Here is a 25,135-nt window from a genome sequence, read left to right as displayed (position 1 = left end):
CCGCGGCCGGGTTCCGCCCGTCCCGGTGGACCGGCGGACTAACGTCTCGGGAATGAGTCACGGCTTCGAGACGCTCGCCATCCACGCCGGCCAGGACCCCGAGGCCCGCACCGGCGCGGTGATCCCACCGATCTACCAGACCAGCACCTACGCCCAGGACGCCGTCGGCGCGCCTCGGCACGGCTACGAGTACAGCCGCTCCGGCAACCCCACCCGGGACGCGCTCCAGGAGTGCCTCGCCGCCCTGGAGGGCGGCCCCGTGGCGCTCGCCTTCGCCAGCGGCCTGGCCGCCGAGGACACCCTGCTGCGCACCGTCTGCAAGCCGGGCGACCACGTGGTGATCCCGGACGACGCGTACGGCGGCACCTACCGGCTCTTCGCCCGCGTCGCCGAGCGCTGGGGGCTGGACTACACCCCGGCCAAGGTCTCCGACACCGACGCCGTGCGGGCCGCCATGCGCGCCACCACGAAGATCGTCTGGGTGGAGACGCCGACCAACCCGCTGCTCGGCATCGCCGACATCGCCACCCTGGCCGCCGTCGCGCACGACGCCGGGGCGCTGCTGGCGGTCGACAACACCTTCGCCTCGCCGTACCTGCAGCAGCCGATCGCGCACGGCGCGGACGTGGTGGTCCACTCGACCACCAAGTACATCGGCGGACACTCCGACGTGGTGGGTGGCGCGCTGATCGCCGCCGACGCCGGCCTCGGCGACGAGCTGCGCTACCACCAGAACGCGATGGGCGCGATCAACGGGCCCTTCGACGCCTGGCTGACCCTGCGCGGCATCAAGACCCTCGGGGTACGCATGGACCGGCACTGCGACAACGCCGAGCGGATCGCCGCGTACCTGGACGGGCACGCCAAGGTCGCTGAGGTGATCTACCCGGGCCTGCCCTCGCACGCCGGTCACGAGGTGGCCGCCAAGCAGATGCGCCGGTTCGGCGGCATGATCTCCTTCCGCGCCACCGGTGGCGAGGAGCACGCCGTGGAGATCTGCAACCGGGCCAAGCTCTTCGTGCTCGCCGAGTCGCTCGGCGGCGTCGAGTCCCTGATCGAGCACCCGGGCCGGATGACACACGCAAGTGCTGCCGGCTCGCCGCTTGAAGTTCCCGGCGATCTCGTGCGACTGTCTGTCGGCATCGAGACGGTCGACGACCTGCTCGCCGATCTGGAGCAGGCGCTGGGCTGACCGCTGGCTGGGGAGGGTGGCCGTGCAGGACATCATGCCGACCTGGGTCGGAGCGACCGCCAAGCAGATCGCCCGGGGCGTACGCCGGGGCGATGTCTCGGCCACCCAGGTCGTCGCCGACCACCTGGACCACATCGCCCGGGTCGACGCCGACCTCGCCGCGTTCCGCACGGTACGCGGCGGGGAGGCGATCACCGAGGCGGAGAAGGTCGACGAGCAGGAGGACCTGGCCAACCTTCCGCTGGCCGGGGTGCCGGTGGCGGTCAAGGAGAACACCGCCGTCGCCGGCGTAGCCACCTGGAACGGCTCGGCCGCCTGCCGCACCCCGGTCGCCGAGGCCGACCACGAGGTGGTCCGGCGGCTGCGCGGCGCCGGCGCGGTGATCCTCGGGCTGACCCGGATGCCGGAACTGGGCCTCTGGGCCCTCACCGACGACGAGTCCGGGATCACCCGCAACCCGTGGGACACCCGCCGCACCCCCGGCGGCTCCTCCGGCGGCGCCGCCGCCGCGGTGGCCGCCGGCCTGGTGCCGATCGCGCACGGCAACGACGGGCTCGGCTCGATCCGGATCCCGGCGGCCTGCTGCGGCCTGGTCGGCCTGAAGCCGGGCCGGGGCGTGATCCCCACCCAGCTCGGCGCGGAGGACTGGTTCGGCCTCACCGAGCACGGGATGCTCACCACCACGGTGGCGGACGCCGCGGTCGGCTTCCAGGTGCTCGCCGGGCGCCGGGCCGACAAGCTGGTCCCGCCGCCGCGGCTGCGGGTCGGTGTCTCGCTGCGCTCCCCGGTGCGCGGCGTCTCGCCGGACGCCCCCAACCGGGACGCGGTGGCCGCCGCCGGCCGGCTGCTCGCCGCCGCCGGCCACGACACCGTTCCCGCCGACCCGGTCTACCCGACCGCGCTCGGCCTGCAGGGCATCGCGACCTGGTTCGCCGCGGCCGCCGCCGACGTGCGTGCCGCCGGGATCGCCCGACGTGACCTTCAGCGGCGCAGCCGCCGGCACGTCGCGCTCGGCGAGTGGGCGCAGCGGCGGGGGTACGTCCGGGAGGCCGACCGGGCCGCCTGGCGCGAACGCTCGATCAACTTCTTCACCGACCACTCGGTGGACCTGCTGCTCACCCCGGCGCTGGCCGGTCCGCCGCCGGAGGCCGCCGCCTGGTCCACCCGGTCGTGGGTCGCCAACATGAAGGCCAACATCCGGTACGCCCCGTACGCGGCGCCCTGGAACATCGCCGGCCTGCCGGCCATCGTGGTGCCGGTCGGCCGGCGCCCGGACGGCCTGCCCGTCGCCGCGCAGCTGATCGGCCCGCCCGGCTCGGAGCTGCTGCTGCTCTCCGTCGCCGGGCAGTTCGAGATGCAGGCGCCGTGGACCCGGCACGCCCCCGGCTATCCCCGGGTCGGAACGGGGTCACCGGCCGCCGCATGATCGTCTAGCGTGTGCGCGCACCCCCTCGCCGCACCCCCTGGACGGTCCCCATGCTCTGCCAGACCTGCGGGGACGCCACGTCCCCGAGCTTCAACGAGTGCCAGAACTGCTACACGCCCCTCGGGCAGCCGGCCGTCACGCCGGGGCTGGAGACTTACGCCGTGCGCGGCATCGGCCTGGCCGCCTCGATCGCGGTCGGCGTGACCGCTGCGTTCTACCTGCTGTCCGCGCTCGCCCCGGTGGCCGGGATCGTGCTGGCGCGGCAGGCCGAGCGCGACGGCGACAGCGACGTGCTCTTCGGGGCCATGCTGTTCGAGGTCGCGGTGAGCCTGCCGTTCGTGGTGGCCTACCTGACCGCCGCTGTCCTGGTCATCATCTGGACCTGGCGGGCGCGCAAGAACATCGACGCCTTCCCCGGCGCGCTGCCCGTCCTCGGTCAGGGTTGGGCGATCGCCGGCTGGCTGGTGCCGTTCGCGAACTTCGTGGTGCCCGTCCGGGTGGTGGCCAACATCGCCCGGGACAGCCTCTGGCGCCGGAGCACCCCGTGGCTGGTCGTCGGCTGGTGGGCGGCGTGGCTGGTCTTCAGCGTCGGCGAGCGGCTGTTCAGCCGCAAGAACGACCTCGAGTACCTCCAGCTCCCCGAGACGGCCGTCGACCCCGCGGACTTCCAGGCGTACGTGGACTACTACCAGGGCGCCCTCGGCCGCAACGCGATTCCGGCGATCGCCTGCGTGGTGGCCGCCGCGTCGTTCATCGTGTTGATCCGGAAGATCTCCGCCGCCCAGCAGGACCGGATCGCCCGCGCCACCCCGGCGTGGCCGTACGCCCCGGGGACCCCGGTGCCCGGCGGGTTCGCCCCCGGCGCGCCCGGCACGTTCGCCCCGCCGCAGCCGCAGCCGCAGCCGCAGCCGGTGGCCGCGCCCGCGCCGCCGGCCTCGGCCGACACGCCCCCGGCGTCGCCGCAGGTTCCCCCGGTGGCGGGTGGCACGATCGGGGCATGACGGAACTGGTCGGTCTCGCCGACGTACGGGCCGCGCGGGAACTGCTCGCCGGCGTCACCCGCACCACCCCGCTGGAGCCCTCCCGGCCGCTGAGCGCCAAGCTGGGCGGCCCGGCGTGGCTGAAGTGCGAGAACGTGCAGCGCGCCGGGTCGTACAAGGTGCGCGGCGCGTACGTGCGGATCTCCCGGCTCAGCGAGGAGGAGCGCGCCCGGGGCGTGGTCGCGGCCAGCGCCGGCAACCACGCCCAGGGCGTCGCCCTCGCCGCCGGCCTGGTGGGCGCCCACGCCACCGTGTTCATGCCGGTGAACGCGCCGCTGCCGAAGGTGGCCGCCACCAAGGGGTACGGCGCGCAGATCGAACTGGTCGGCAACACCGTCGACGAGTCCCTGGTGGCGGCGCAGACCTACGCCGAGCGGACCGGCGCGGTGCTGATCCACCCGTTCGACCACCCCGACGTGATCGCCGGTCAGGGCACCGTGGCGCTGGAGATCCTCGAACAGTGCCCCGACGTGAAGACGATCATCACCGGGGTCGGCGGCGGTGGCCTGATCTCGGGCATGGCGGTGGCGGCCAAGGCGCTGCGCCCCGACGTACGGGTGGTCGGGGTCCAGGCGGCCAGCGCGGCGGCCTTCCCGCCCTCGCTGATCGCCGGAGAGCCGGTACGCCTGCCGTCCTTCGCCACCATCGCCGACGGGATCGCGGTCGGCCGGCCGGGGGAGATCACCTTCACCCACGTCCGCAAGCTGGTCGACGAGATCGTCACGGTCTCCGAGGAGGACATCTCCCGGGCGCTGCTGATGCTGCTGGAGCGCGGCAAGCAGGTGGTCGAGCCGGCCGGCGCGGTGGGCGTGGCCGCGCTGCTGGCCGGGGTCGTCGAGGTGGAGGCGCCGGTGGTCGCGGTGCTCTCCGGCGGCAACATCGACCCGCTGCTGATGCTGCGGGTGATCGAGCACGGGCTGGCCGCGGCCGGGCGCTACCTGCGGGTGACGGTGCGCTGTTCGGACCGGCCCGGTCAGCTCGCCTCGCTGCTCACCGAGATCGCCGAGCACCGGGCGAACGTGGTCGACGTGGAGCACCAGCGGGCCAACCCGCACCTGCGCCTCGGCGAGGTCGAGGTGGCGCTGTCGGTGGAGACCCGGGGCGTCGAGCACTCCGACACGCTGATCAGCGCCCTACGGGCCAGCGGCTACCAGGTGGTCTTCGCGGCCGAGGCGTGACACCGGCGACGGTGCCACGCCTCGGGGCGTACGCGATGGGGAACCGCCGGGTCCGCGGACCCGGCGGGGCCGGACTCAGCCGGAGAACGGCTCGAAGCTGACCACGGTCACCTTGATGTCGGCGCCGCTCGGCGCCGTGTAGGTGCAGGTCTGGCCGGGGCGACCGCCCAGGATCGCCTTGCCGAGCGCCGACTCCGGGCTGTAGACCGTCAGGTCGGTGGTGGAGGCGATCTCCCGCGAGCCGAGCAGGAACGTCTCGGTGTCGTCCTGGTCGTCGTCGAAGTAGATCGTCACGACCATGCCGGGCGACACCGAGTCGGCGGTCGGCGCCTCGCCGACCTTGGCGGTGCGCAGCAGCTCCTTGAGGTAGAGGATGCGCCCCTCGGCCTTGCCCTGCTCCTCGCGGGCGGCGTGGTAGCCACCGTTCTCCCGCAGGTCGCCTTCCTCGCGCCGGGCGTTGATCTCGGCGGCGATGACCGGCCGGTTGGCGATGTGCTGGTCGAGCTCGGCCTTCAGGCGGTCGTACGCGTCCTGGGACAGCCAGGTGGCGGGCGCCTCGTTGTCATTGGTGGACACAGGCGTACTCCTCGATCGTGCGGAACTGGCTGACAGGTGAGTTACCAAGTTACCAGTGCGGCACACCCGCGGGTGTCGTCGATCACCCCCGGCGCCGGTACCCGACCCTGGTCCCGGGGCGTCCGCGCCGGCCGGCCGGTCAGCCGGCGGGTCGGCAGCGGACGACCTCGCCGATGAAGGGCCGCGCGGTGGTGGCGATCCGGTGCTGGGCGGTGGCCTGCCGCGCGCCGGGGCGCGCGCTCACCGCGACCTCGTCCCGACCCACCTCGGCGCCGTCGTGGGAGCGGGCCCGCAGCAGGCACACCGCGGAGCCGCCCTCGGGCAGGGTGACCCGGAAGTCGACCCGCACCCCGGTGTCGGTGACGTCGGTGTAGGTGATCACCTCGGCGTCGTACGTCGGGTCGCCGTACCGGGCGTAGAGCTGCGTCGCGACCAGGGCCAGCCCGGCGACCAGGGCGGCCGCCAGCAACCCGACCAGCAGCGGCCGGCGGCGGCCCGGCTCGCGGCGGCGGCCGTACCGCCCGGGCGGGAACGCGGGCGCGCCCGGGGTGATTGTGGCGTGCGTCTCGGTCACCGGCGGGTATCTCCTGGCGTTGTTGTCGGAAGCATCGGCAAGAATGGGAGAGTTCCACGCTCCCAAGCCCGTCCTGTCGTCAAGGATGACAGGTCGGCGCCGGCAGGGTCCGGCACGGGGGAGGATTCCGGCAGGTCAGCCGGGCGGCCCGGGGTGGGCCGTCGGCCGGCACAGACGAGGAGCGCCCACAGTGGCAGAGCAACTGCGTCTCATGGCGGTGCACGCGCACCCCGACGACGAGTCGAGCAAGGGCGCCGCGACCATGGCGAAGTACGTCGCGGAGGGTGTCGACGTCCTGGTCGTGACGTGCACCGGCGGCGAGCGCGGCAGCGTGCTCAACCCGAAGATGGACCGGCCCGACGTCTGGGCCAACATCGGCGAGATCCGCCGCGCCGAGATGGACGCCGCCCGGGCGATCCTCGGCGTCGAGCAGGCCTGGCTCGGCTTCGTCGACTCGGGGCTGCCCGAGGGCGACCCGCTGCCGCCGCTGCCCGAAGGCTGCTTCGCCCTGGAGGACGTCGAGGTCGCCGCGGGTCCGCTGGTGCGGCTGATGCGCGAGTTCCGTCCGCACGTCGTCACCACGTACGACGAGGAGGGCGGCTACCCGCACCCCGACCACATCATGACCCACAAGGTGAGCGTGGCCGCCTTCGAGGCGGCCGGCGACCCGGAGCGCTACCCGGAGCTCGGCGAGCCCTGGCAGCCGCTGAAGCTCTACTACGACATCGGCTTCTCCAAGGGCAAGATCATGGCGCTGCACGAGGGCATGCTCGCCGCCGGCCTGGCCTCGCCGTACGAGGAGTGGCTCAAGCGCTGGGACGACCGCCCCGACAAGGGCCCGCGGATCACCACCCGGGTGGAGTGCGCCGACTACTTCCCGGTCCGCGACGACGCGCTGCGCGCCCACGCCACCCAGATCGACCCGGACGGCTTCTGGTTCCACGTCCCGATGGAGCTGCAGCGGCACGCCTGGCCCACGGAGGACTTCCAGCTGGTCCGCTCGCTGGTCGACAGCCCGCTGCCCGAGTCGGACCTCTTCGCCGGGGTGCGCGAGACGGCCCATGCCCGCTGACCGGGCGGGGGGCTACGCTGAAAGCCCACCGCACATCGGAGAAACACCATGCTGACCGCCGCTGCCCAGGTGCTCGCGGAGAACAACTTCGGTGACACCCGCACGGGTGGTCTGGCCGGGCCGATGGGCCTCTTCCTCATCCTCCTCCTGGCCGCCGCCACCATCCTGCTGATCCGCAACATGAACGCCCGGCTGCGCCGGCTGCCCGACCGGTTCCCCACCCAGGGGCAGGCCGACACGTCGGCCACCGATCCGGCGGACGGGACCTCGACGCAGGAATCACGCACCGACACGCCCAACGGCCACCAGCAGCACCGAAACGGCTAGTCGGAGCGTGATTCACGCCGATCCGGGTCGTCAGCCCCTGTTGCGACCACCCGGATTGGCTTAGCCTTCCGCCGGGGGGACCGAAAAGTCCCTGAGCCGTGCGCGGGAGGGGGCGCCATGACCGTCGCAGCAGCGTCCGTCCCGGGCATCCCCCGTGTGCCGGCGGACGGAGCGGGCCGGTGACGTCCGGCCGGGCCGGCGACCACGTCGACCGGCCCGATCCCGGCGGCACACCGCCACGGGTGCTCCTGCTGATCACCGCCGTCACGCTGACCGCCTTCACGGCGGTCCTGATCGGCCTGACCGTCCCCGTCACGCTGCCGCCGGACGATGCACTTCCCGCCCTCGCGCGGTTCGGCATCGCCCTCGCCGCGTTCGCGGTCGCCCAACTGGCCCGGCTGAGGTTCCGCACCGCCACCGGCATGGTCAGCATCACCTGGGGCGAGGCCGCACTGATCGTCTGCCTCTACCTCGTACCGGCCGGGTGGCTGCCGGCCGCGGCGCTGCTCGGCACCGGGCTGGCCTGGACGGGAATGTCCCTGGCCGTCGACCGCCGGCCCCCGCTCGAGGTACTGCGGATCGCCGCTTCGCTGACCGCCGCCACCGCGCTCGCCGTCGCGGTCGCCACCGCGCTCGGCGCGCCGCTGCTGGCCGCACCCACCCCCGGGCTCGCCCTCGCCCTGATCGCCGCCTCGGTGACCTACCTGCTCGCCACCGCCTGCCTCGGCGGCGCCACCCTGGCGCTGCGGCACGGCGTCGCCGTCGGCCCACCGGTGCTCGCCGCGCTCCGGGGCAAGCTGCTGATGTTCGTCGGCAACGTCGCGGTCGGCCTGGTCGTGGTCGCCCTGGTGGAGATCGACGCCCGCTGGCTGCTGCTGCTCCCGCCCCTGTTCTGGCTGCTCCAGCAGACCTACCGGCACCGGCTCCGGGCCGACCAGGAACGACGGGACTGGCGGGCCTTCGCGGAGGCGACCGCCGCGCTCAACCAGCTCGACGAGCGCGGGGTGGCCACCGCCGCGGTGACCGGCGCGCTGACCCTCTTCGGCGCGGAGCTGGTCGACGTCGACGTGGCCCGGGGCGACGGCCGCTGGCGCCGGTACCGGGGGGACGCCTCCGGCCAGGTGCGCGACCGCGAGATCGGGCCGCCCGCCCGGCCGTCCACCGCGGAGCACGAGCTGGCCCGCCCGCTGACCGTCGGCGAGGCCGAGGTCGGCGAGCTGCGGGTCCGCTTCCCCGCCACCGCGCCACCGAGTGCCCGCGAGCGGGACGCCGTGGCCGCCTTCTCCGACGCCCTCGCCGCCGCGCTGCACGACGCGGCCACCCACCGGGAGCTGCGGCTGGTCAGCGCGCGGTCGTCGTACGAGGCGGTGCACGACGCGCTGACCGGGCTGGTGAACCGGGCGGCCATGCTCAGCAAGGGCGACCAGGCGCTGCGGCAGCTCGCCCACGATCACCCGGTGGCGCTGCTGCTGCTGGACATCAACCAGTTCAAAGAGGTCAACGACACCCTCGGGCACGCGGCCGGCGACCAGCTGCTGCGGCTCACCGCCAACCGGCTCGGCACCCTCGCCCGCCCGGGCGACCTGCTGGGGCGCCTCGGCGGGGACGAGTTCGCCCTGCTGCTGACGTCGGTCCCGGTGATCGGCGACCGGTCCGCCCCGATGGCGTACGCGCTGCGCCAGGCCCGGGAGATCGCCGAGCGGCTGGCCGCGCCGACCGAGGTGGCCGGGGTGCGGATGTCCGTCGAGGTGTCGGTGGGGGTGGTGGTGGCCGGGGCGGGCACCGCCGACCTGACCGAGTTGCTGCGCCGGGCCGACATCGCCATGTACCAGGCCAAGGAGGGCGGCGGCAGCGTCGCCGCGTACGACAGCGCCCGCGACGCCGCGAGCACCGACCAGCTGGCGCTGCTGGCGGAGCTGCGGGAGGCGTTGCAGGCCGACGACCAGTTGGTGCTGGCCCTGCAACCGGCGGTCGACCTGGCCACCGGCGCCCCGACCGGGGTGGAGGCGCTGATCCGCTGGCGGCACCCGCGCCGCGGCTGGCTCGGCCCGGTCGACTTCATCCGCCCGGTGGAGAACAGCGAGCAGCTCGGCGCCTTCACCCGGTACGTGCTGGACAAGGCGCTCGCGGTGGCGGCCGACTGGGCCCGGGAGGGCTTGGACGTGCCGATCTCGGTGAACCTCTCGGCCCGTAGCCTGCTCGACCCCCGGCTGCCGGCCGAGATCGCCGACGCGCTGCGCCGCCACCAGGTGCCCCCGCACCGGTTGGTCCTGGAGATCACCGAGACGGTGGTGATGAGCGAGCTGGAGGTGATCGACGAGGTGCTGGCCACGGTCCGCGCGATGGGCGTGCAGCTCGCCGTCGACGACTTCGGCACCGGCTTCTCGTCGCTGACCTTCCTGACCCGGATCGCGGTCGACGAGCTCAAGGTGGACCGCTCGTTCGTGATCCGGATGGCCGAGTCGCCGGAGGCCGCGGCGATCGTCCGGACCACCGTCGGGCTCGCGCACGAGCTGGGGCTGCGGGTGGTGGCGGAGGGGGTGGAGACCGCCGAGCAGCGGCTCGCCCTGGCCGAGCTGGGCTGCACCGCCGCCCAGGGCTACCACTTCTTCAAGCCGATGCCGGCCGACAAGATCGGCGCGGTACTCGGCACGCTGCGCGAGTCGGCCGAGTCGAACGTCTTCCCGCTGCGCGCCGACGGCGCATCCTGACCCACCGCCCGTTCGCGAGATGCGGCGTGTCGGGGTGTCCGGGCGGCGGGACACCCCGACACGCCGCAAACCGGGGCCAGGGCCGCGGGCAGCGGCCCGGCCGCGGGTCAGGCGCGGGGGAGGACCTCGCCGACGACGGTCGGCAGGGCCGCCCAGTCGGCGGAGACGATGCTGGCGTGCGCCGCCGCCAGTTGGGCGACCCGGGCCCGGGCGGCGTCCGGGTCGGTGTTCCCCACCTTCGGCGGCACGTTCTGCGCGTCGGTCATCACCAGCAGGTAGTGGTTGGTGGCGTACCAGGAGGTGTCGATGCCGCCGCCGACGTACGCGCTCGCGTCGCCGTCGAAGACGACGAACCACGGCCGCAGGCTCACCTCGGTGTAGCGGGTGCGCGGGTCGCCGGCCTGGGCGTTGTGCACGGCGGGGAACGCCTGGGCCCGGGCGAGGGTGCCCGCCGACGCCAGGCCGGCGAGGTGACGGGCGTACTCGACGTCGGTGCGGAGCGTGTCGGTGGGATTGCCCTCCTCCACGGTGCCCGGGATCAGCTCCACGAGCACCTTGCCGGCGAGCTGCTGGCGGGTCGGCCAGGCGTCGGCCCGGGCGGCGGCGTCCAGCGAGGCGTACCCGCCGCGCAGGTCGACCGGGCGGAAGACCCGGTCGCCGAGCCGGGCGGCGAGCAGCGCGTCGAGCTGGACCGGCCCCTGCCCGGTACGGGCGCTGAAGCCGGTCTTCAGCTCCAGCTTGAGCTGCACCGGCCCGGCGTCGGGGTGGGCGCCCAGCCAGAGCCGGATGTCGTCCAGGCAGTGTTCGAGGTTCTTGTTGCGGGTGCCGGTGTAGAGCTGCGCGGCGCTGGTGGCGGCGACGCAGTTGTTGTCGTTGCCGAGCGGGTTGGAGTGGCTGACCCGCCACTGGCGCGTGATCACGTCCGGCCAGACGTCCAGCTCGATCATCCCTGGCCGGGCGTCGAGCGCCTGCGCCAGGTAGGTGTAGGTGCCGCGCTCGTACGCGTTGTGGGTGCCGACGGCCGTGGTCCCGGAGATCCGGGTGGCGGGGTCCACGGCCGCGGCGGCGGGGTGTCCGGTGAGGACGACCGCGAGCACCGCGACCGAGGTGAGTACGGACAGACGACGGGATCCGCGCATGCGTGCCTCCTCGCGAGGCCGGCGACGATCGCCGGCATGCACAGATATAAATAGATGAAAGTGAACTGCGGAAGCCCCTGCGATTGCCGTCGGACCGACGGGCGCGGGCCCGTCCGGCTGGATATGGTCGTCAGGTGAACCGACTCGCCGATGCGACCTCGCCGTACCTGCTCCAGCACGCCGACAACCCGGTCGACTGGTGGCCCTGGAGCGCCGAGGCTTTCGCGGAGGCGAAGCGGCGGGACGTGCCGGTGCTGATCTCGGTCGGCTACGCCGCCTGCCACTGGTGTCACGTGATGGCCCACGAGTCGTTCGAGAACGAGCAGGTCGGCGCGCTGGTCAACGACGACTTCGTGGCGATCAAGGTGGACCGGGAGGAGCGGCCGGACGTCGACGCGGTCTACATGACCGCCACCCAGGCGATGACCGGGCAGGGCGGCTGGCCGATGACGGTCTTCGCCACCCCCGACGGCACCCCGTTCTTCTGCGGCACGTACTTCCCCCGGGCGAACTTCGTCCGGCTGCTGGAGTCGGTCGCCGCGGCGTGGCGCGACCAGCGTGAGGCGGTGCTGCGCCAGGGCGCCGCCGTGGTCGAGGCGATCGGCGGCGCCCAGGCCGTCGGCGGCCCGACCGCCCCGCTCACCGCCGAGCTGCTGGACTCCGCCGCCGACCAGCTCTCCCGCGAGTACGACGCGACGAACGGCGGCTTCGGCGGGGCGCCGAAGTTCCCGCCGCACATGAACCTGCTCTTCCTGCTCCGGCACCACCAGCGCACCGGCTCGGCGCGCAGCCTGGAGATCGCCCGGCACACCGCCGAGGCGATGGCCCGGGGCGGCATCCACGACCAGCTCGCCGGCGGCTTCGCCCGCTATTCGGTGGACGCGCACTGGACCGTGCCGCACTTCGAGAAGATGCTCTACGACAACGCCCTGCTGCTGCGGTTCTACGCCCAGCTCTGGCGGCTCACCGGCGACCGGATGGCCCGGCGGGTGGCCCGGGACACCGCCCGGTTCCTCGCCGACGAGCTGCACCGGGCGGGGGAGGGCTTCGCCTCCGCGCTGGACGCCGACACCGAGGGCGTCGAGGGGCTCACCTACGCCTGGACCCCGGCCCAGCTCGTGGCGGCGCTCGGCGAGGAGGACGGCCGCTGGGCCGCCGACCTCTTCGAGGTCACCGAGGAGGGCACCTTCGAGCACGGCACGAGCGTGCTGCGGCTGGCCCGGGACGTCGACGACGCCGACCCGGAGATCAAGGCCCGCTGGCGGGACGTCGTCGGCCGGCTGCTCGTCGCCCGGGACACCCGCCCGCAACCCGCCCGCGACGACAAGGTGGTGGCCGCCTGGAACGGCCTGGCGATCACCGCGCTCGCCGAGTTCCTCCGGGTCGCCGCCCTCTACGCCTCGCCCGACGACGAGGACGCCAACCTGATGGAGGGCGTCACCATCGTCGCGGACGGCGCGATGCGCGACGCCGCCGAGCACCTGGCCGCCGTGCACGTCGTGGACGGGCGGCTGCGCCGGGCGTCCCGCGACAAGGTGGTCGGCGAGCCGGCCGGCGTGCTGGAGGACTACGGCTGCGTGGCCGAGGCGTTCTGCGCGATGCACCAGCTCACCGGCGAGGGGCGCTGGCTGGAGCTGGCCGGCGGGCTGCTCGACGTGGCCCTGGCCCGGTTCGCCGCCCCGGGCGGCGGCTTCTACGACACCGCCGACGACGCCGAGCAGCTGGTCGCCCGGCCGGCCGACCCGACCGACAACGCCACCCCGTCAGGGCGCTCGGCGATCGTGGCGGCGCTGGTGGCGTACGCGGCGCTGACCGGGGAGAACCGCTACCGGGAGGCCGCCGAGGCGGCGCTGGCCACCGTCGCGCCGATCGTCGGGCGGCACGCCCGCTTCACCGGCTACGCGGCGACGGTGGGGGAGGCGCTGCTCTCCGGGCCGTACGAGATCGCGGTGGCCACCGACGACGCGGTGGGTGATCCCCTGGTGGCCGCCGCCGTGCGGCACGCCCCGCCGGGCGCGGTCGTGGTGGCCGGCCGACCAGACCAGCCGGGGGTGCCGCTGCTCGCGGACCGGCCGCTGGTCGACGGGCGGCCCACCGCGTACGTCTGCCGGGGTTTCGTCTGCCAGCGGCCGGTGACCTCGGTCGACGACCTGGTCGCCCAGCTCGGCTGACGCCCGGAGTTGAGCTGGCGGGCCGGTGCCCCTCGCGGCGGTGATCGCCGGCCGCCCGGTGCCCCTCGCGGCGGTGATCGCCGGCCGCCCGGATAGGCTGGCGGCGCTATGGATTCCCGTACCGGTCTGCCCGTCGTCGGCATGGTGGGCGGAGGCCAGTTGGCCCGGATGACCCACCAGGCTGCCATCGCCCTCGGCCAGTCACTGCGCGTGCTGGCGCTCGCCCCGGACGACGGCGCCGCCCTGGTCGCCTCCGACGTCCAGTACGGCGACCACACCGACCTCTCCGCGCTGCGCACCTTCGCCAAGGGCTGCGACGTGGTCACCTTCGACCACGAGCACGTGCCCACCGAGCACATCCGCGCCCTCGCCGCCGAGGGCGTGAAGCTCTTCCCGGCCGCCGACGCGCTGCTGCACGCGCAGGACAAGCGGATCATGCGGGAGCGCCTCGGTGCGCTGGGCGCTCCGAACCCGGCCTGGCGGCCGGTCGCCGAGCCCGTCGACCTGGTCGCCTTCGGCGAGGAGAACGGCTGGCCGGTGGTGCTGAAGGCCGCCCGCGGCGGCTACGACGGTCGGGGCGTCTGGATGGTCGACGACCCGACCCGGGCCGCCGAGCTGGCCGCGACGCTGCTCGCCGGCGGTACCTCGCTGATCGTCGAGGAGCGGGTGGCGCTGCGTCGGGAGCTGGCCGTGCAGGTGGCTCGCTCGCCGTTCGGGCAGGTCGCCGCGTACCCGGTGGTGGAGACCGTGCAGCGGGACGGGATCTGCGTCGAGGTGCTCGCCCCCGCGCCCGACCTGCCGGAGGAGCTCGCGCTCGCCGCCCAGCAGCTCGCCATCGACCTGGCCACCGCGCTCGACGTGGTCGGCCTGCTGGCGGTGGAGCTGTTCCTGACCGACGCCGGCCTGGTCGTCAACGAGCTGGCCATGCGGCCGCACAACTCGGGGCACTGGACCATCGAGGGCGCCCGCACCTCGCAGTTCGAGCAGCACCTGCGGGCCGTGCTCGACTACCCGATGGGGGACACCTCGCTGACCGCCCCGGTGGTGGTGATGGCGAACGTGCTCGGCGGCGAGCCAGGCGGCATCTCCATCGACGAGCGGCTGCACCACCTCTTCGCCGCCGAGCCGGGCGCCAAGGTCCACCTGTACGGCAAGCAGGTGCGGCCCGGCCGCAAGATCGGGCACGTCACGGTGCTCGGCAACGACCTGGACGACGTACGGGCGCGGGCCGCGCGGGCCGCGTCCTGGCTGCGCGAGGGACAGTGAGCGCGAGGAGTGAGCTTGCGAGCCCCGCAGTCGCGAACGAAGGGAAGCCGCGTGTGAGCACCGTCGGGCTGATCATGGGCAGCGACTCGGACTGGCCGGTCATGAAGGCCGCCGCCGAGGCGCTGGACGAGTTCGGGGTGCCCTACGAGGTGGGCGTCGTCTCCGCCCACCGCACCCCGGTGAAGATGATCGAGTACGGCCGCTCCGCCGCCGACCGCGGCGTCAAGGTGATCATCGCCGGGGCGGGCGGCGCCGCTCACCTGCCCGGCATGGTCGCCTCGGTGACCCCGCTGCCGGTGATCGGCGTGCCGGTGCCGCTCAAGCACCTCGACGGGATGGACTCCCTGCTCTCCATCGTGCAGATGCCGGCGGGGGTGCCGGTGGCCACCGTGTCGATCGGCAACGCCCGCAACGCCGGGCTGCTCGCCGTCCGCATCCTGGCCGCCTCGGACCCGGCGCTGCTGAAGCGGATGACCGCCTTCCAGGCCAGCCTGGAGGAGATGGTGGCCGAGAAGGACGCCGCCCTCCGCGCCTCCCTCGCCTGACCGCTCCACACGACCCACGGCACTCACCGTCAGTGATCCCAGGCGGCGTCACGCAACGTGTCGGCTGTGTCGCCCCCCGGGTCCCAGGTTCGCTCCCTTTGCTCTGCTACCCCTTAGGCAACACCGCCTTGAACAGCCGGAACGCGATACACCCGGGGACCGGCCGCTCGACGGGTCGTCACTCGACGTGAGTGTTGCGTGGAGGGCAGCAGAGCAAAGGCGCCGCGGGGTGGGGCTTGGGCGGAGCTGCCCGTCACCGCTGGTAGCCGCAACTCCTGATCACGTCGGGGATCGACCGGGCCGCCCGGCAACGACCGGCGAGCGACCCCGGCATGATCCCGGCCGCGACGAGGCCCCCCGCATCCGGCTCAGCAACCAGTTCGTGGCCCGCGATCACCCGGCACGCCCTGCGCAACACGGCAGTCACGCCACAGGGACCCTCCGATTTATCTCATGCCGCGTAGCGCGGTCTGCAACCGCTCCTGGGCGCGGCGGCGGCGCTCGTTGCTCGCGCCCAGCACCAGCAGCACCACGCCGACCGGGATCAGCACCAGCCACGGGCCGAGGCTGAACAGCGCGTGCACCGCGGCGATCGCGGTCACCGTGGCGCCGACGATCACCGGTGCCTGCTGCCGGCTCGTGGTGCCGAAGATCAGCACCGCCACCGCGCCGAGCAGCAGCAGCACCTGCCGCAGCATGCTGGACTCGGTCGCCAGCACGATCGCCAGGGTCGGCACGAACGCGGTGACCAGCGCCGGCCCGTACGCCACCCAGCTCGACAGGTCCGGCCGGTGCCGCAGCTCCAGCACCCCCACCAGCAGGGCGAGCGCCGCGAACGGCAGCGTGTACGCCTCCGGCAGCGCCACGGCGGCGACCCGCATCAGGATCCACCAGGCGGTGATCTCGCAGGCGACCACCGCCCAGAACAGGATCTGCCGTTCCAGCGGGCGGCGCCCCGGCCGGCTCGCGGCGATCCCGAGCACGGCACCCCAGGCGGCCAGCAGGGCGGCGATGTGCCGGGGCGAGTCGTACGCCAGCGCCAGGGCGATCAGCGCGGCCGCGTACCCGGTCCACTCCACGGTGGCCGCCTCGGGCTGCGCCTCGGGGCGGCGCAGCCTCGGCAGGGTCGCCGCGAACACCTGCAACGCCGCGCCGACCGCCAGCACCCCGAACGCCGACCAGACGGCGGCGAGCCCGGCGACCAGCCCGGCGGTGAGCACGAAGAGCTGCGCCATCAGCGAGGCGAAGAGCCAGCCGAGGATGCGCGCCCGCTGGGTGGTGCCGTAGAGCGCCGCGACGCTGCCGACACCCACCGCCCCGCCCAGCGTGAACAGGGTCAGGCCCTGGGTGCCGAGGCTGCCGGCCAGCCCGGCGCCGCCGCCGGCCAGCCCGATCGCGAAGACCAGCACCCGGGTCACCCGCAGCGACCGGGCCGGCTCGGCCAGCGGCGGCGGCGGGGTCAGCGCGAGCCCGAGCATCGAGATGGTGAAGACCGCCAGTGCCGCCAGGGCGCTCTCCGGCCAGGCGTGGCCGAGCGCCACCGGGGTGATCAGCAGGGTCACCGCCAGCCCCGGCAGGACCACCGGCACGGCCCGCGCGCGCCGCCCGCCGCTGAGCCCGGTGGCCGCCAGCGCCGCGGTCGCGGTGAGCAGCAGCGCGGTCAGCACGTGGGTCGGGTCGACCGCCTCCGGAGGCGGGGTGAGCAGCTCCGGTGGCGGCCCCTGCCAGACCCGGGAGAGCATCCGGTGCGGCTCCACCAGGGCGATGTAGAGCAGCGGCGCGAGCGAGGCCAGGGCCAGCGCCGTCGGCAGCGCCGCCGCGGCGAAGGCCCCGACGGCCGGGCTGATGCGCCAGCGGCGTCGGGTGCCGTCGTCCGGCAGCCGGCGCAGCGCGCCGTCCAGCAGCACGGCCCACCGGCGTACCGGCTGGGCCGAGCCGACCGGCGGGACGGTGGCCGCCCGGACCAGCTCGGCGAGCACCCCGAGCAGCGCCGCCGCGGCGGCGTACACGCCGGAGGGGAGGTGGGCGAAGATCGCGGCCAGCGCGCTGACCGTCGCGCCGCCGACGATCGCCGCGCTCGCGTACGGCAGGTACTGCGGCACCTGGCGGCGGACCGCGGCGACCCCGGCCAGCCCGATGCTGGACGCCGCCAGCGCGCCGGTCAGCACCACCTGGGCCGAGTGACCGAACTCGGCGGCCAGCGCGGCGACCGCGCCCGGCAGCGCCAGCAGGGCCGCCCCGGCCGCCGCGCCGCCGATCCGCACCAGGTGCGGTGGCATCCCCTCGGTCTCCACGTCCTCCGTCAGCGACGGCGCGAGCCCCCGGGCCAGCGCCGCGACGACCAGCCCGATCAGCGCGATGGCGCCCAGCGCCAGCGCGGTGGTCCACGGCCGGACCAGCCCGGCCGCTGCGGCGTGCAGCGCCACCGCACCGGCCGCGACCGCCCGGGAGAGCCCCGCGCGCGGGTCGGCCGAGGCCACCGCCGCCATCCCGAGGACGGTGGCGACCATCGTCCCGACCAGCACCGGCGACCACCAGGGCAGGTCGAACGCGGCGGGCGCCCCGATGGTGGCGAGCACGACCGCCGCGCCAGCGATGTCGTACTTCCAGGGCGGCGGAAGCAGGATCCCGGCCGCCGTGCCGAGCATCGCCAGTGCCACCGGGGCCTGCCAGGTGGCGCCGCCGGTGGGCGCGGCCGGCCAGCCGGTGAGGTCACCGGCCCAGATCGGGCCGGGCGTGGCGAGCACGCCGACCCCGCCGCGCAGGGCCGACCAGCCGGCCAGCAGGCCGATCAGGGTGCCGCCGACGGCGATCCCGAGCACCGGCCCGCGGCGCCACTCCTCCGGCATCGCCCGGGCCGCGACGGCGACCAGCAGCACCAGCGCGGCGGCCACCGCGAGCTGCCCGCCGGCGGAGATCACCGCCGCGATCCGGGCCAGCGTGGCGATCAGCGCGGCGGTGACCGCCGCGGCGGCCAGGTCGGAGCCGTCGAGGGCGAGGTCGGACCGGCGGCCCGCGTCGATCCGCGGGGCGAGCAGGAGCAGCACGGTGGCGACCAGCAGCAGCCCGCCCACCCAGGCGTCGGCGGCGGTGGTGCCGGGGGCGCCGAAGGCGGCGGCGACGACCGCGAGCGCGCCGAGCGCCGTGCCCGCCGCGTGCGGCAGCGCGATGTGTCGCTGGGAGACCTGCACCATGGCCGCGTAGCCCAGCGTGACGCAGACGGCGAGGAAGGCGGCGGCCAGGATCGGGACGGTCAGCTCGCGCAGCACCGCCGGGGTGGGCGTCGGGACGGCCGGTTCGGTGGCGGCGACGAAGGCGGCCACCGCGCCGGGCAGCGCGAACGACGCCCCGCCGGCCGCCCAGCCGGAGAGCGTGTCGGCCGCCGCCGGGGTGATCCGCACCCGGGGTGCGAGCGCGACCAGCACCCCCGCCACGACGAGGGTGACCAGCGCCGCCGCGGTCAGCGCGGGCCGGCTCAGTGCGGCCCCGGCGCCGATCACGCCCACCACCGTGGCGGTGACGGCGTGCACCAGCGCGGCGCGGGTGGTGGCCGCGGAGAGGCCGAGCACCCCGATGCCGACCGCGGCCAGCACCATCGGCCACGGCGCGGCCGCCCAGCCGAGGGCGAGGGAGGCCGGTACGGCGAGCGCGGTCAGCCCCGCGCCGACCACGGCGAACTCGCGGCGGATCTCGGGAGGCAGGGCGAGCACCGCGGCCACGGTCAGCAGCAGGGCGCTGGCGGCCAACTGCCAGGCGGCCGGGCCGACCGCCGCCGCCAGCTCGCCGGGGAACCGGGTCAGGTCGGCGTTCCAGGCCGGCAGGGCCGCGCGGGCCGGGGCCATGCCGGCGCGCAGGGCGCCGCCGGCGACGACCACCCCGCTGACCGTGAGCGCCGCCGCGGCGGCGAACTGCGGCCCGCGTCGGGCCGCCTCCGGTACGGCCCGCACGGCCAGCCCGGTGAGCGTGATGACGGCGGCGATCAGCAGCAGCGCCCGACCGGGGTAGGCGACCGAGGCGATCCGGCCCAGCGCCCCGATGACGGCCAGCGTCATGATGCCTGCGGCCACGTCGGGCAGCGGCGGTCGCCGCAGCACCAGCGCGCCGGCCAGGGCCACCGCCGCGGCCAGCAGCAGCGCCGCGCCGGCCACCGTGGCCGCCGGTACGGTGGCCGCCCGCAGCAGCGCGGTGACCGCGTACGCCAGGGCGAGCGCCACCGCCGCTCCGTGCAGCAGCCAGGTCACCTGGGGCAGCCAGGGCACCGGCCGGACGACCTCGCCCGGTGCCGGGGCCGCCGTCGCGCCGAGCACCTCGCCGGCCTCCTCGGGCGCCGCCTCGGGCCGGCCCTCGGTGGCGGTGCGCTGCCGGGGCGCGGTCGGCGCGGCCGGCGGGTCGACCGGCAGGTCGCGGCGGACCGGGCGTTCCAGCAGCAGCGACGAGCGGGCCAGCCAGAGGTCGAGCACGGCGACGACGGTCAGCGCGAACGCCCACCCGCCGGGGCCGGTGATCCGGTCGTACGTCAGCAGCGGCACCACCGGTTGGGCGGCGAGCACGGCGGCGAAGCGGGGCGCGCGCAGGCCGGTGCCCCGGGCGTACCCGAGGGCGACGGCGGCGGTGACCGCGAAGATCACCCCGGAGAAGACTGCGCCGGAGGCACCGCCGGCGCCGATCCGGTCCACCGCCCACAGCGCGTACCCGGCCAGCGGCACCAGCAGCAGGCCGACCGCGGCGATCGTCTCGGCGGTCGAGGTGAGCCCGCGCCGGGCGAGCACGGGCGGGGCGAGCAGCAGCAGCACGGTGGCGACCAGCAGGATGCCCAGCCGGGCGAGGGCGTCCATCGAGCTGGTGGCGACGGCGGCGAAGACCACCGCGGCCACGGCCAGCAGCAGCGCGCCGAGTCCGAGCGGGATGTTCTGCACCTCGCGGGAGGACGCCTCCGGCGGGTGCTCCGGATCGTCGGCGTCCAGCCAGGTGGCGGTGGCGCGCGGTGGCGGCGGCGGGCCGTCGTCGGACCCGGGCGGCGCGGCGCCCTGCCGGGGCACCCGGGGCGGGGCGCCGGTGGCGGCGGTCGGGGGTCGGCGGCCGGGCTTGCGGCGCAGCACCCGGCGCGGGCGGGTGGCCTGCCTGGTCCGCTCCTCACCGGCGTGGGCGAGGATGTCGCGCTGGAAGAGGGCGGCCTGCATCTTGGCGGCGATCTGCCGCTGCTCGGCGAGGATGGCCGCCTCGCGCGCCTTCATCTCCGCGATGGACCGCTCGATCTCGGCCAGGTGTTCCCGCCACTGCGGCTGCTCGGCGCCGCAGTGCGGGCAACGGGCGGCCGGCTGAATCTGCCGCCCGCACGAGGAGCACTGAAAGCTCTCCACGACACCCCTCCACCCGGCCGGCCCGCACTGTGGACCTCCAGTGTCGAGCATGCCCTGCCCCGGCGCGGATTTCGACACCTGGCGTTGGCGATTCGGCACAACGAGGAGCGCCGGCCGGGAAGCGGTGCTTCCCGGCCGGCGCGTCGGCGCGTACCCGTCAGGGGCGGCCCATGCCGCGGTATTCCCAGCCGGCCTGGGTCCACAGTGTGGAGTCGAGGCAGTTGCGTCCGTCGACCACCTTGCGCCCGGCGGCCAGCTCGCCGAGGACGACCGGGTCGGCGTTGCGGAAGTCGGCCCACTCGGTGAGCACGCAGACCAGGTCGGCGCCGGTCACCGCGTCGTTCATGCTGGCCTCGTAGGTCAGCTCGGGGGCCACCCGGCGGGCGTTCTCGGTGCCCTGCGGGTCGTACACGTGCACGTCCGCGCCGGACTTGGCCAGCAGGGCGGCGACGGCGAGCGCCGGGGCGTCGCGGACGTCGTCGGTGTTGGGCTTGAAGGTGGCGCCCAGCACGGCGATCCGGGTGCCGGAGAAGTCCGGGCCGGCCGGGCCGGAGCGGCGGCCGAGCAGGTCGGCGGCGAGCTGGAGGACCCGGGTACGGCGGCGGAGGTTGATCAGGTCCACCTCGTGCAGGAAGCGCAGCGCCTCGCCGGCGCCCAGCTCCTGCGCCCGGGCCTGGAAGGCGCGGATGTCCTTGGGCAGGCAGGCCCCGCCGAAGCCGAGCCCGGCCTGGAGGAACCGGTTGCCGATGCGCGGGTCGTACCCGATCGCCCGGGCCAGCTGGGTGACGTCGCCGCCGGACGCCTCGCAGACCTCGGCCATCGCGTTGATGAAGGAGATCTTGGTGGCCAGGAAGGCGTTCGCGGCGACCTTGACCAGCTCGGCGGTGGCGAAGTCGGTGACCACCAGGGGCACCTCGCGGTCCTCGGTGGCGGCCAGGTCGAAGACGCCCTTGTGGGCGGCGTAGAGCATGCCGTTCGCCCACTCGGTCTTGACGCCGACCACGATCCGGTTGGGGCGCAGCACGTCGTCGACGGCGAAGCCCTCCTGGAGGAACTCGGGGCTCCAGGCCACCTCGACGCCCAGGTCGTTGGGGGTGTGCTTGCCGACGAGCTGCTCCACCCACTCGGCGGTGCCGACCGGGACGGTGGACTTGCCGACGATCAGCGCCTTGCGGGTCAGGTGCTGGGCCAGGCTGGTCACCGACGCCTCGACGTACGACAGGTCGGCGCCCATCCCGTCGGCGCGCTGCGGGGTGCCCACGCAGATGAAGTGCACGTCGCCGAAGTCGGCGACCTCGCCGATGTCGGTGCTGAACCGCAGCCGACCGGCGGCGAGGTTGCGCCGGAGCAGCTCGTCCAGGCCCGGCTCGTGGATCGGGACCTCGCCCGCGTTCAGCTTGGCGATCTTGTCCGCGTCGACGTCGAAGCCGAGGACCTCGTAACCCAGCTCGGCGTAGCAGATGGCGTACGTCGCGCCGAGGTAACCGGTCCCGAGGAAGGTCACCCGCGGTCGCGGGGCACCCGAGGGCGGCGTCACCGGGGTGATGGCCGGCACCGGCTGGATGTTCGGGTACGGGATCGTCACGCCTGTCTTCTCCGCTCGCACTGGCGGCGCGTCGCTGCGTCGCGTTCGGCTGGGGCGCCATGGCCGGCGCCGAGGGAACTTTGTCGTCTGGTGTGAGGATAGTTGTGCCGAGTCGACGCTGGTCGTGCGCGAGCCTACCCGCCGGTAAGGTCCGGCCGGACCTGGTGGCTATCCTTCAGTCTGCGGCAGTCGGCGGACCTGCAAAACGCCACAGACTGCGCATGATAGCGGTGAAAGGGGAGGGCCGACATGGCCGCAGAGCAGTCGTTCGACGTCTACCGGTTGCCGGAGGAGCACGAGGCGATCCGGGAGGCGGTCCGTGAGGTCTGTGCCGCGAAGGTGGCCCCCAACGCCGCCGAGGCGGACGAGACCGGTGAGTTCCCCAAGGCGTCCTACGACGCGCTGCGGGCCGCGGACTTCCACGCCCCGCACATCCCCGTCGAGTACGGCGGCGCCGGCGCGGACGCGCTGGCCACGGCCATCGTGATCGAGGAGGTGGCGCGGGCCTGCGGCTCGTCCTCGCTGATCCCGGCGGTGAACAAGCTCGGCACCATGCCGCTGATCCTGGCCGGCTCCGAGGAGCTGAAGCAGAAGTACCTGACCCGGGTCGCCTCGGGCGACGCGATGTTCTCGTACTGCCTCTCCGAGCCGGAGGCGGGCAGCGACGCCGCGTCGATGACCACCCGGGCGGTACGCGACGGCGACCACTGGGTGCTCAACGGCGTGAAGCGGTGGATCACCAACGCGGGCGTGTCGGAGTACTACACCGTCTTCGCTGTGACCGATCCCACAGCCCGCTCCCGGGGCATCTCCGCCTTCGTGGTCGAGAAGGCCGACGCCGGGGTCAGCTTCGGCGCGCCGGAGAAGAAGCTCGGCATCAAGGGCTCCCCGACCCGCGAGGTCTACCTGGACAACGTCCGGATCCCGGCCGACCGCATGATCGGCGCCGAGGGCACCGGCTTCGCCACCGCGATGCAGACCCTGGACCACACCCGGGTCACCATCGCCGCGCAGGCCGTCGGCATCGCCCAGGGCGCGCTCGACTACGCCAAGGGGTACGTGGCCGAGCGTAAGCAGTTCGGCAAGGCGATCGCGGAGTTCCAGGGCATCCAGTTCATGCTCGCCGACATGGGCATGAAGCTGGAGGCGGCCCGGCAGCTGACGTACGCCGCCGCCGGCAAGTCCGAGCGCGGCGACGCCGACCTGACCTACTTCGGCGCGGCAGCCAAGTGCTTCGCCTCCGACGCCGCCATGGAGATCACCACCGACGCGGTGCAGCTGCTCGGCGGCTACGGCTACACCCGCGACTACCCGGTCGAGCGGATGATGCGGGACGCCAAGATCACCCAGATTTATGAAGGAACGAACCAGGTGCAGCGCATCGTCATGGCCCGGCAGCTTCTGAAGGGCTGATTCGGGGCTGTTTTCGCAGCTCAGAGCAGGTGTGGCCGGGCCGACCGGCCCGGCCACGCAGCGTAGGTCGCACCCGCCATCGGGGAGGATGGGCCATGAAGCGTGGGGCTCGAATCCGGGAGATGCGATCTTGAATCTGTCGTGCGTGTTTTGCTCGGTGACGGCCGGCGTTACCGATCCCGGCGTCTGCCTTGCCGTCAACAACGAGTTCGTTGTCTTCCCCGCACTTCACCAGCGGCCGAACAACCGAGGTCACATGCTGCTCGTTCCGGCCGGTCACTTCGGCGGCATCGCTGACGTGCCTCCCGAGAAGGCGGTCCCCATGCTGGCCGCGCTCCAGGTGACGACACAGGCGGTGAAGGCGGCGTTCGGCGCGAGCGGGACGACGGTGCGGCTTAACCTTGGGCCTCCCGCTCATGACATCTTCCACCTGCACTGGCACATCGTTCCGCGGTACGTCGGCGATGACTTCAACAGTGCCAAGTCCACCGAGGTGCCTCTGAGTGAACGTTTGCAGCTCACGGCGAAGTTCGGCCAGCACTTCGCCAGACGAGCTTCGGCCCGAGTCCGTAAGTGATCAGTCATCGGCGCAGGCACCACCCCCGTATGCCCTACCCGGTCTTCCGGTGGCAGCCGATGAGGCCATTCGACGTTCCATCGCGCAGCATTGGACGCTGCTAGTCGTTGCTGCGACGCGCCCTCACTCGCCGTGACCCGATTTCTGTGGGGCAGTTCAGCGAGTTTTCCCAGCTCAGCGGCTGTGCGCTCGTTGTTCACCCAGATCTACGAGGGCACCAACCAGGTGCAGCGCATCGTGATGGCCCGTCAGCTCCTCAAGGGCTGACGACGATCCGTCGGGCGGGCGGGCCGGTTCTCCGGCCCGCCCGCAGCCGTCAACGGTTGTCGGTGCTGTCGCTCGCGGACCCGTAGCGGGGCGGCGCGGTCCACGGCGACTCCGTGCCGCTGCGCCGGGGCAGCGGGTCGGTGGGGGTGCCCACGTCCGGGTAGCCGAGGGTGAGCGGGGCGGTGTCCTGCTCGCTCCGCGCCCCGGACGGCGGCCAGTCGCCGAGCGTGAAGGTGTTCTCCGGCGGTGTGTCGTCGGCCGGGGTCAGCTCCGCCCCGGTCGAGGGCGCCGCCGGCCACTGTCGCCACCGCTGCAGGCTGAAGGTCGCCATCAGCAGCAGCAGGCCGATCAGGAACAGGGTGCCGTTCCGCACCGGCTGGTCCAGCGGCAGCGGGTCCCCGAGCACCTTCCAGTTGTCCGGAATCTTGTCGAGCACGGTGAACGGGGCGATGAACATCCCGACGTACGGGATGACCAGCAGCAGCCCGGCGACGAGGGGGCCGAGCGGCGAGATGCGCAGGGTGCCGAGCAGACCGAGCAGGATGCCGGCGACGCCGAGGTAGACGGCCGGCTCGATCAGGTTGGGCGTGCTGTACGTACCGATCTCCACCCAGCGGTTCACGGTCCGACCCGACCCGTCCTGCCCGAGAGTGATCAGCACCCAGGTGATGGGCGCCACCACCAACCCGGCGAGGAAGCTCCAGAGATGTCGCATC

18 protein-coding genes are annotated in these 25,135 nt (G+C 74.2%); 12 read left to right on the top strand and 6 right to left on the bottom strand.

Features of this window, described 5'->3' with window-relative positions:
• Positions 1-52 precede the first annotated feature (52 nt).
• Genes ACTMTB_RS18285 through ilvA form a run of 4 tightly spaced genes read left to right on the top strand, consistent with a single transcriptional unit; the run spans position 53 to position 4,836 of the window.
• Positions 53-1,192, top strand: coding sequence for a cystathionine gamma-synthase (locus ACTMTB_RS18285; protein ID WP_280837777.1), 1,140 nt, complete (start codon positions 53-55; stop codon positions 1,190-1,192).
• A gap of 16 nt (positions 1,193-1,208) precedes the next feature.
• On the top strand, positions 1,209-2,618 hold the full coding sequence (locus tag ACTMTB_RS18280) for an amidase (protein WP_441147145.1): 1,410 nt from the start codon (positions 1,209-1,211) through the stop codon (positions 2,616-2,618).
• An 11-nt stretch (positions 2,619-2,629) separates the two neighbouring features.
• On the top strand, positions 2,630-3,619 hold the full coding sequence (locus ACTMTB_RS18275; protein ID WP_441147143.1) for a DUF4328 domain-containing protein: 990 nt from the start codon (positions 2,630-2,632) through the stop codon (positions 3,617-3,619).
• Positions 3,616-4,836 (top strand): threonine ammonia-lyase, encoded by a 1,221-nt coding sequence (ilvA, locus tag ACTMTB_RS18270; protein ID WP_280837780.1) that lies wholly within the window; start codon positions 3,616-3,618, stop codon positions 4,834-4,836. Before ACTMTB_RS18275 ends, ilvA begins: the two co-directional genes overlap by 4 nt.
• A gap of 75 nt (positions 4,837-4,911) precedes the next feature.
• Here the strand turns inward: ilvA and greA are convergent, their stop codons facing one another.
• Both greA and ACTMTB_RS18260 read right to left on the bottom strand, forming a co-directional pair.
• Positions 4,912-5,412: a transcription elongation factor GreA gene (gene greA / locus ACTMTB_RS18265; protein ID WP_154939421.1), complete on the bottom strand. Its 501-nt coding sequence runs from the start codon at positions 5,410-5,412 to the stop codon at positions 4,912-4,914.
• A gap of 139 nt (positions 5,413-5,551) precedes the next feature.
• Positions 5,552-5,986 carry a DUF4307 domain-containing protein gene (locus ACTMTB_RS18260; protein ID WP_441147141.1) on the bottom strand — a complete coding sequence of 145 codons (435 nt, stop codon included), beginning with the start codon at positions 5,984-5,986 and terminating at the stop codon, positions 5,552-5,554.
• A gap of 190 nt (positions 5,987-6,176) precedes the next feature.
• Here ACTMTB_RS18260 and mca point away from each other — a divergent pair, with 190 nt between their 5' ends.
• From mca to ACTMTB_RS18245, 3 genes are all read left to right on the top strand, one after another.
• Positions 6,177-7,058 carry a mycothiol conjugate amidase Mca gene (mca, locus tag ACTMTB_RS18255; protein ID WP_154939417.1) on the top strand — a complete coding sequence of 294 codons (882 nt, stop codon included), beginning with the start codon at positions 6,177-6,179 and terminating at the stop codon, positions 7,056-7,058.
• A gap of 51 nt (positions 7,059-7,109) precedes the next feature.
• A complete protein-coding gene (locus ACTMTB_RS18250; protein ID WP_435820024.1) occupies positions 7,110-7,385 on the top strand; it encodes a hypothetical protein in 276 nt (91 codons plus the stop codon).
• A 248-nt stretch (positions 7,386-7,633) separates the two neighbouring features.
• Positions 7,634-10,096 (top strand): putative bifunctional diguanylate cyclase/phosphodiesterase, encoded by a 2,463-nt coding sequence (locus tag ACTMTB_RS18245; protein ID WP_441147619.1) that lies wholly within the window; start codon positions 7,634-7,636, stop codon positions 10,094-10,096.
• A gap of 107 nt (positions 10,097-10,203) precedes the next feature.
• On the opposite strand, the gene ACTMTB_RS18240 is transcribed toward ACTMTB_RS18245, so the two are convergent.
• Positions 10,204-11,235, bottom strand: coding sequence for a phosphatidylinositol-specific phospholipase C domain-containing protein (locus ACTMTB_RS18240; RefSeq protein WP_441147138.1), 1,032 nt, complete (start codon positions 11,233-11,235; stop codon positions 10,204-10,206).
• A 134-nt stretch (positions 11,236-11,369) separates the two neighbouring features.
• On the opposite strand from ACTMTB_RS18240, the gene ACTMTB_RS18235 reads away from it, so the two are divergent.
• From ACTMTB_RS18235 to purE, 3 genes are all read left to right on the top strand, one after another.
• Positions 11,370-13,406, top strand: a complete 2,037-nt coding sequence (locus ACTMTB_RS18235; protein ID WP_441147136.1) for a thioredoxin domain-containing protein — start codon at positions 11,370-11,372, stop codon at positions 13,404-13,406.
• Positions 13,407-13,514: 108 nt separating this feature from the next.
• The gene (locus ACTMTB_RS18230) at positions 13,515-14,672 is read left to right on the top strand and encodes a 5-(carboxyamino)imidazole ribonucleotide synthase (protein WP_441147134.1); all 1,158 of its coding nucleotides are present in this window, start codon (positions 13,515-13,517) and stop codon (positions 14,670-14,672) included.
• A gap of 53 nt (positions 14,673-14,725) precedes the next feature.
• The gene (gene purE, locus ACTMTB_RS18225; RefSeq protein ID WP_088963898.1) at positions 14,726-15,217 is read left to right on the top strand and encodes a 5-(carboxyamino)imidazole ribonucleotide mutase; all 492 of its coding nucleotides are present in this window, start codon (positions 14,726-14,728) and stop codon (positions 15,215-15,217) included.
• 446 nt (positions 15,218-15,663) lie between these two features.
• Here the strand turns inward: purE and ACTMTB_RS18220 are convergent, their stop codons facing one another.
• Positions 15,664-20,577, bottom strand: a complete 4,914-nt coding sequence (locus ACTMTB_RS18220; RefSeq protein ID WP_441147132.1) for an SCO7613 C-terminal domain-containing membrane protein — start codon at positions 20,575-20,577, stop codon at positions 15,664-15,666.
• A gap of 157 nt (positions 20,578-20,734) precedes the next feature.
• Positions 20,735-22,162: a UDP-glucose dehydrogenase family protein gene (locus ACTMTB_RS18215; RefSeq protein ID WP_441147130.1), complete on the bottom strand. Its 1,428-nt coding sequence runs from the start codon at positions 22,160-22,162 to the stop codon at positions 20,735-20,737.
• Positions 22,163-22,411: 249 nt separating this feature from the next.
• Here ACTMTB_RS18215 and ACTMTB_RS18210 point away from each other — a divergent pair, with 249 nt between their 5' ends.
• On the top strand, positions 22,412-23,575 hold the full coding sequence (locus ACTMTB_RS18210; protein WP_334569540.1) for an acyl-CoA dehydrogenase family protein: 1,164 nt from the start codon (positions 22,412-22,414) through the stop codon (positions 23,573-23,575).
• A 130-nt stretch (positions 23,576-23,705) separates the two neighbouring features.
• On the top strand, positions 23,706-24,152 hold the full coding sequence (locus ACTMTB_RS18205) for an HIT family protein (RefSeq protein WP_441147127.1): 447 nt from the start codon (positions 23,706-23,708) through the stop codon (positions 24,150-24,152).
• 316 nt (positions 24,153-24,468) lie between these two features.
• Here ACTMTB_RS18205 and ACTMTB_RS18200 read toward each other — a convergent pair whose 3' ends face one another.
• The gene (locus tag ACTMTB_RS18200; RefSeq protein WP_441147125.1) at positions 24,469-25,134 is read right to left on the bottom strand and encodes a hypothetical protein; all 666 of its coding nucleotides are present in this window, start codon (positions 25,132-25,134) and stop codon (positions 24,469-24,471) included.
• Between the last annotated feature and the right edge of the window lies 1 nt (position 25,135).

Origin of the sequence: Micromonospora sp. L32, assembly GCF_052068055.1 — a bacterium.
In the GTDB taxonomy this organism is placed as follows: Bacteria; Actinomycetota; Actinomycetes; order Mycobacteriales; family Micromonosporaceae; genus Micromonospora; species Micromonospora purpureochromogenes.
This window is presented reverse-complemented; position numbering and strand designations above follow the sequence as displayed.

Bases quoted from the DNA above. Each gene is read 5' to 3' on its own strand.
- ACTMTB_RS18285 (WP_280837777.1), top strand. From the start codon at position 53: ATGAGTCACGGCTTCGAGACGCTCGCCATCCACGCCGGCCAGGACCCC.
- ilvA (WP_280837780.1), top strand. From the start codon at position 3,616: ATGACGGAACTGGTCGGTCTCGCCGACGTACGGGCCGCGCGGGAACTG.
- ACTMTB_RS18240 (WP_441147138.1), bottom strand. From the start codon at position 11,235: ATGCGCGGATCCCGTCGTCTGTCCGTACTCACCTCGGTCGCGGTGCTC.
- ACTMTB_RS18230 (WP_441147134.1), top strand. From the start codon at position 13,515: ATGGATTCCCGTACCGGTCTGCCCGTCGTCGGCATGGTGGGCGGAGGC.
- ACTMTB_RS18210 (WP_334569540.1), top strand. From the start codon at position 22,412: ATGGCCGCAGAGCAGTCGTTCGACGTCTACCGGTTGCCGGAGGAGCAC.
- ACTMTB_RS18200 (WP_441147125.1), bottom strand. From the start codon at position 25,134: ATGCGACATCTCTGGAGCTTCCTCGCCGGGTTGGTGGTGGCGCCCATC.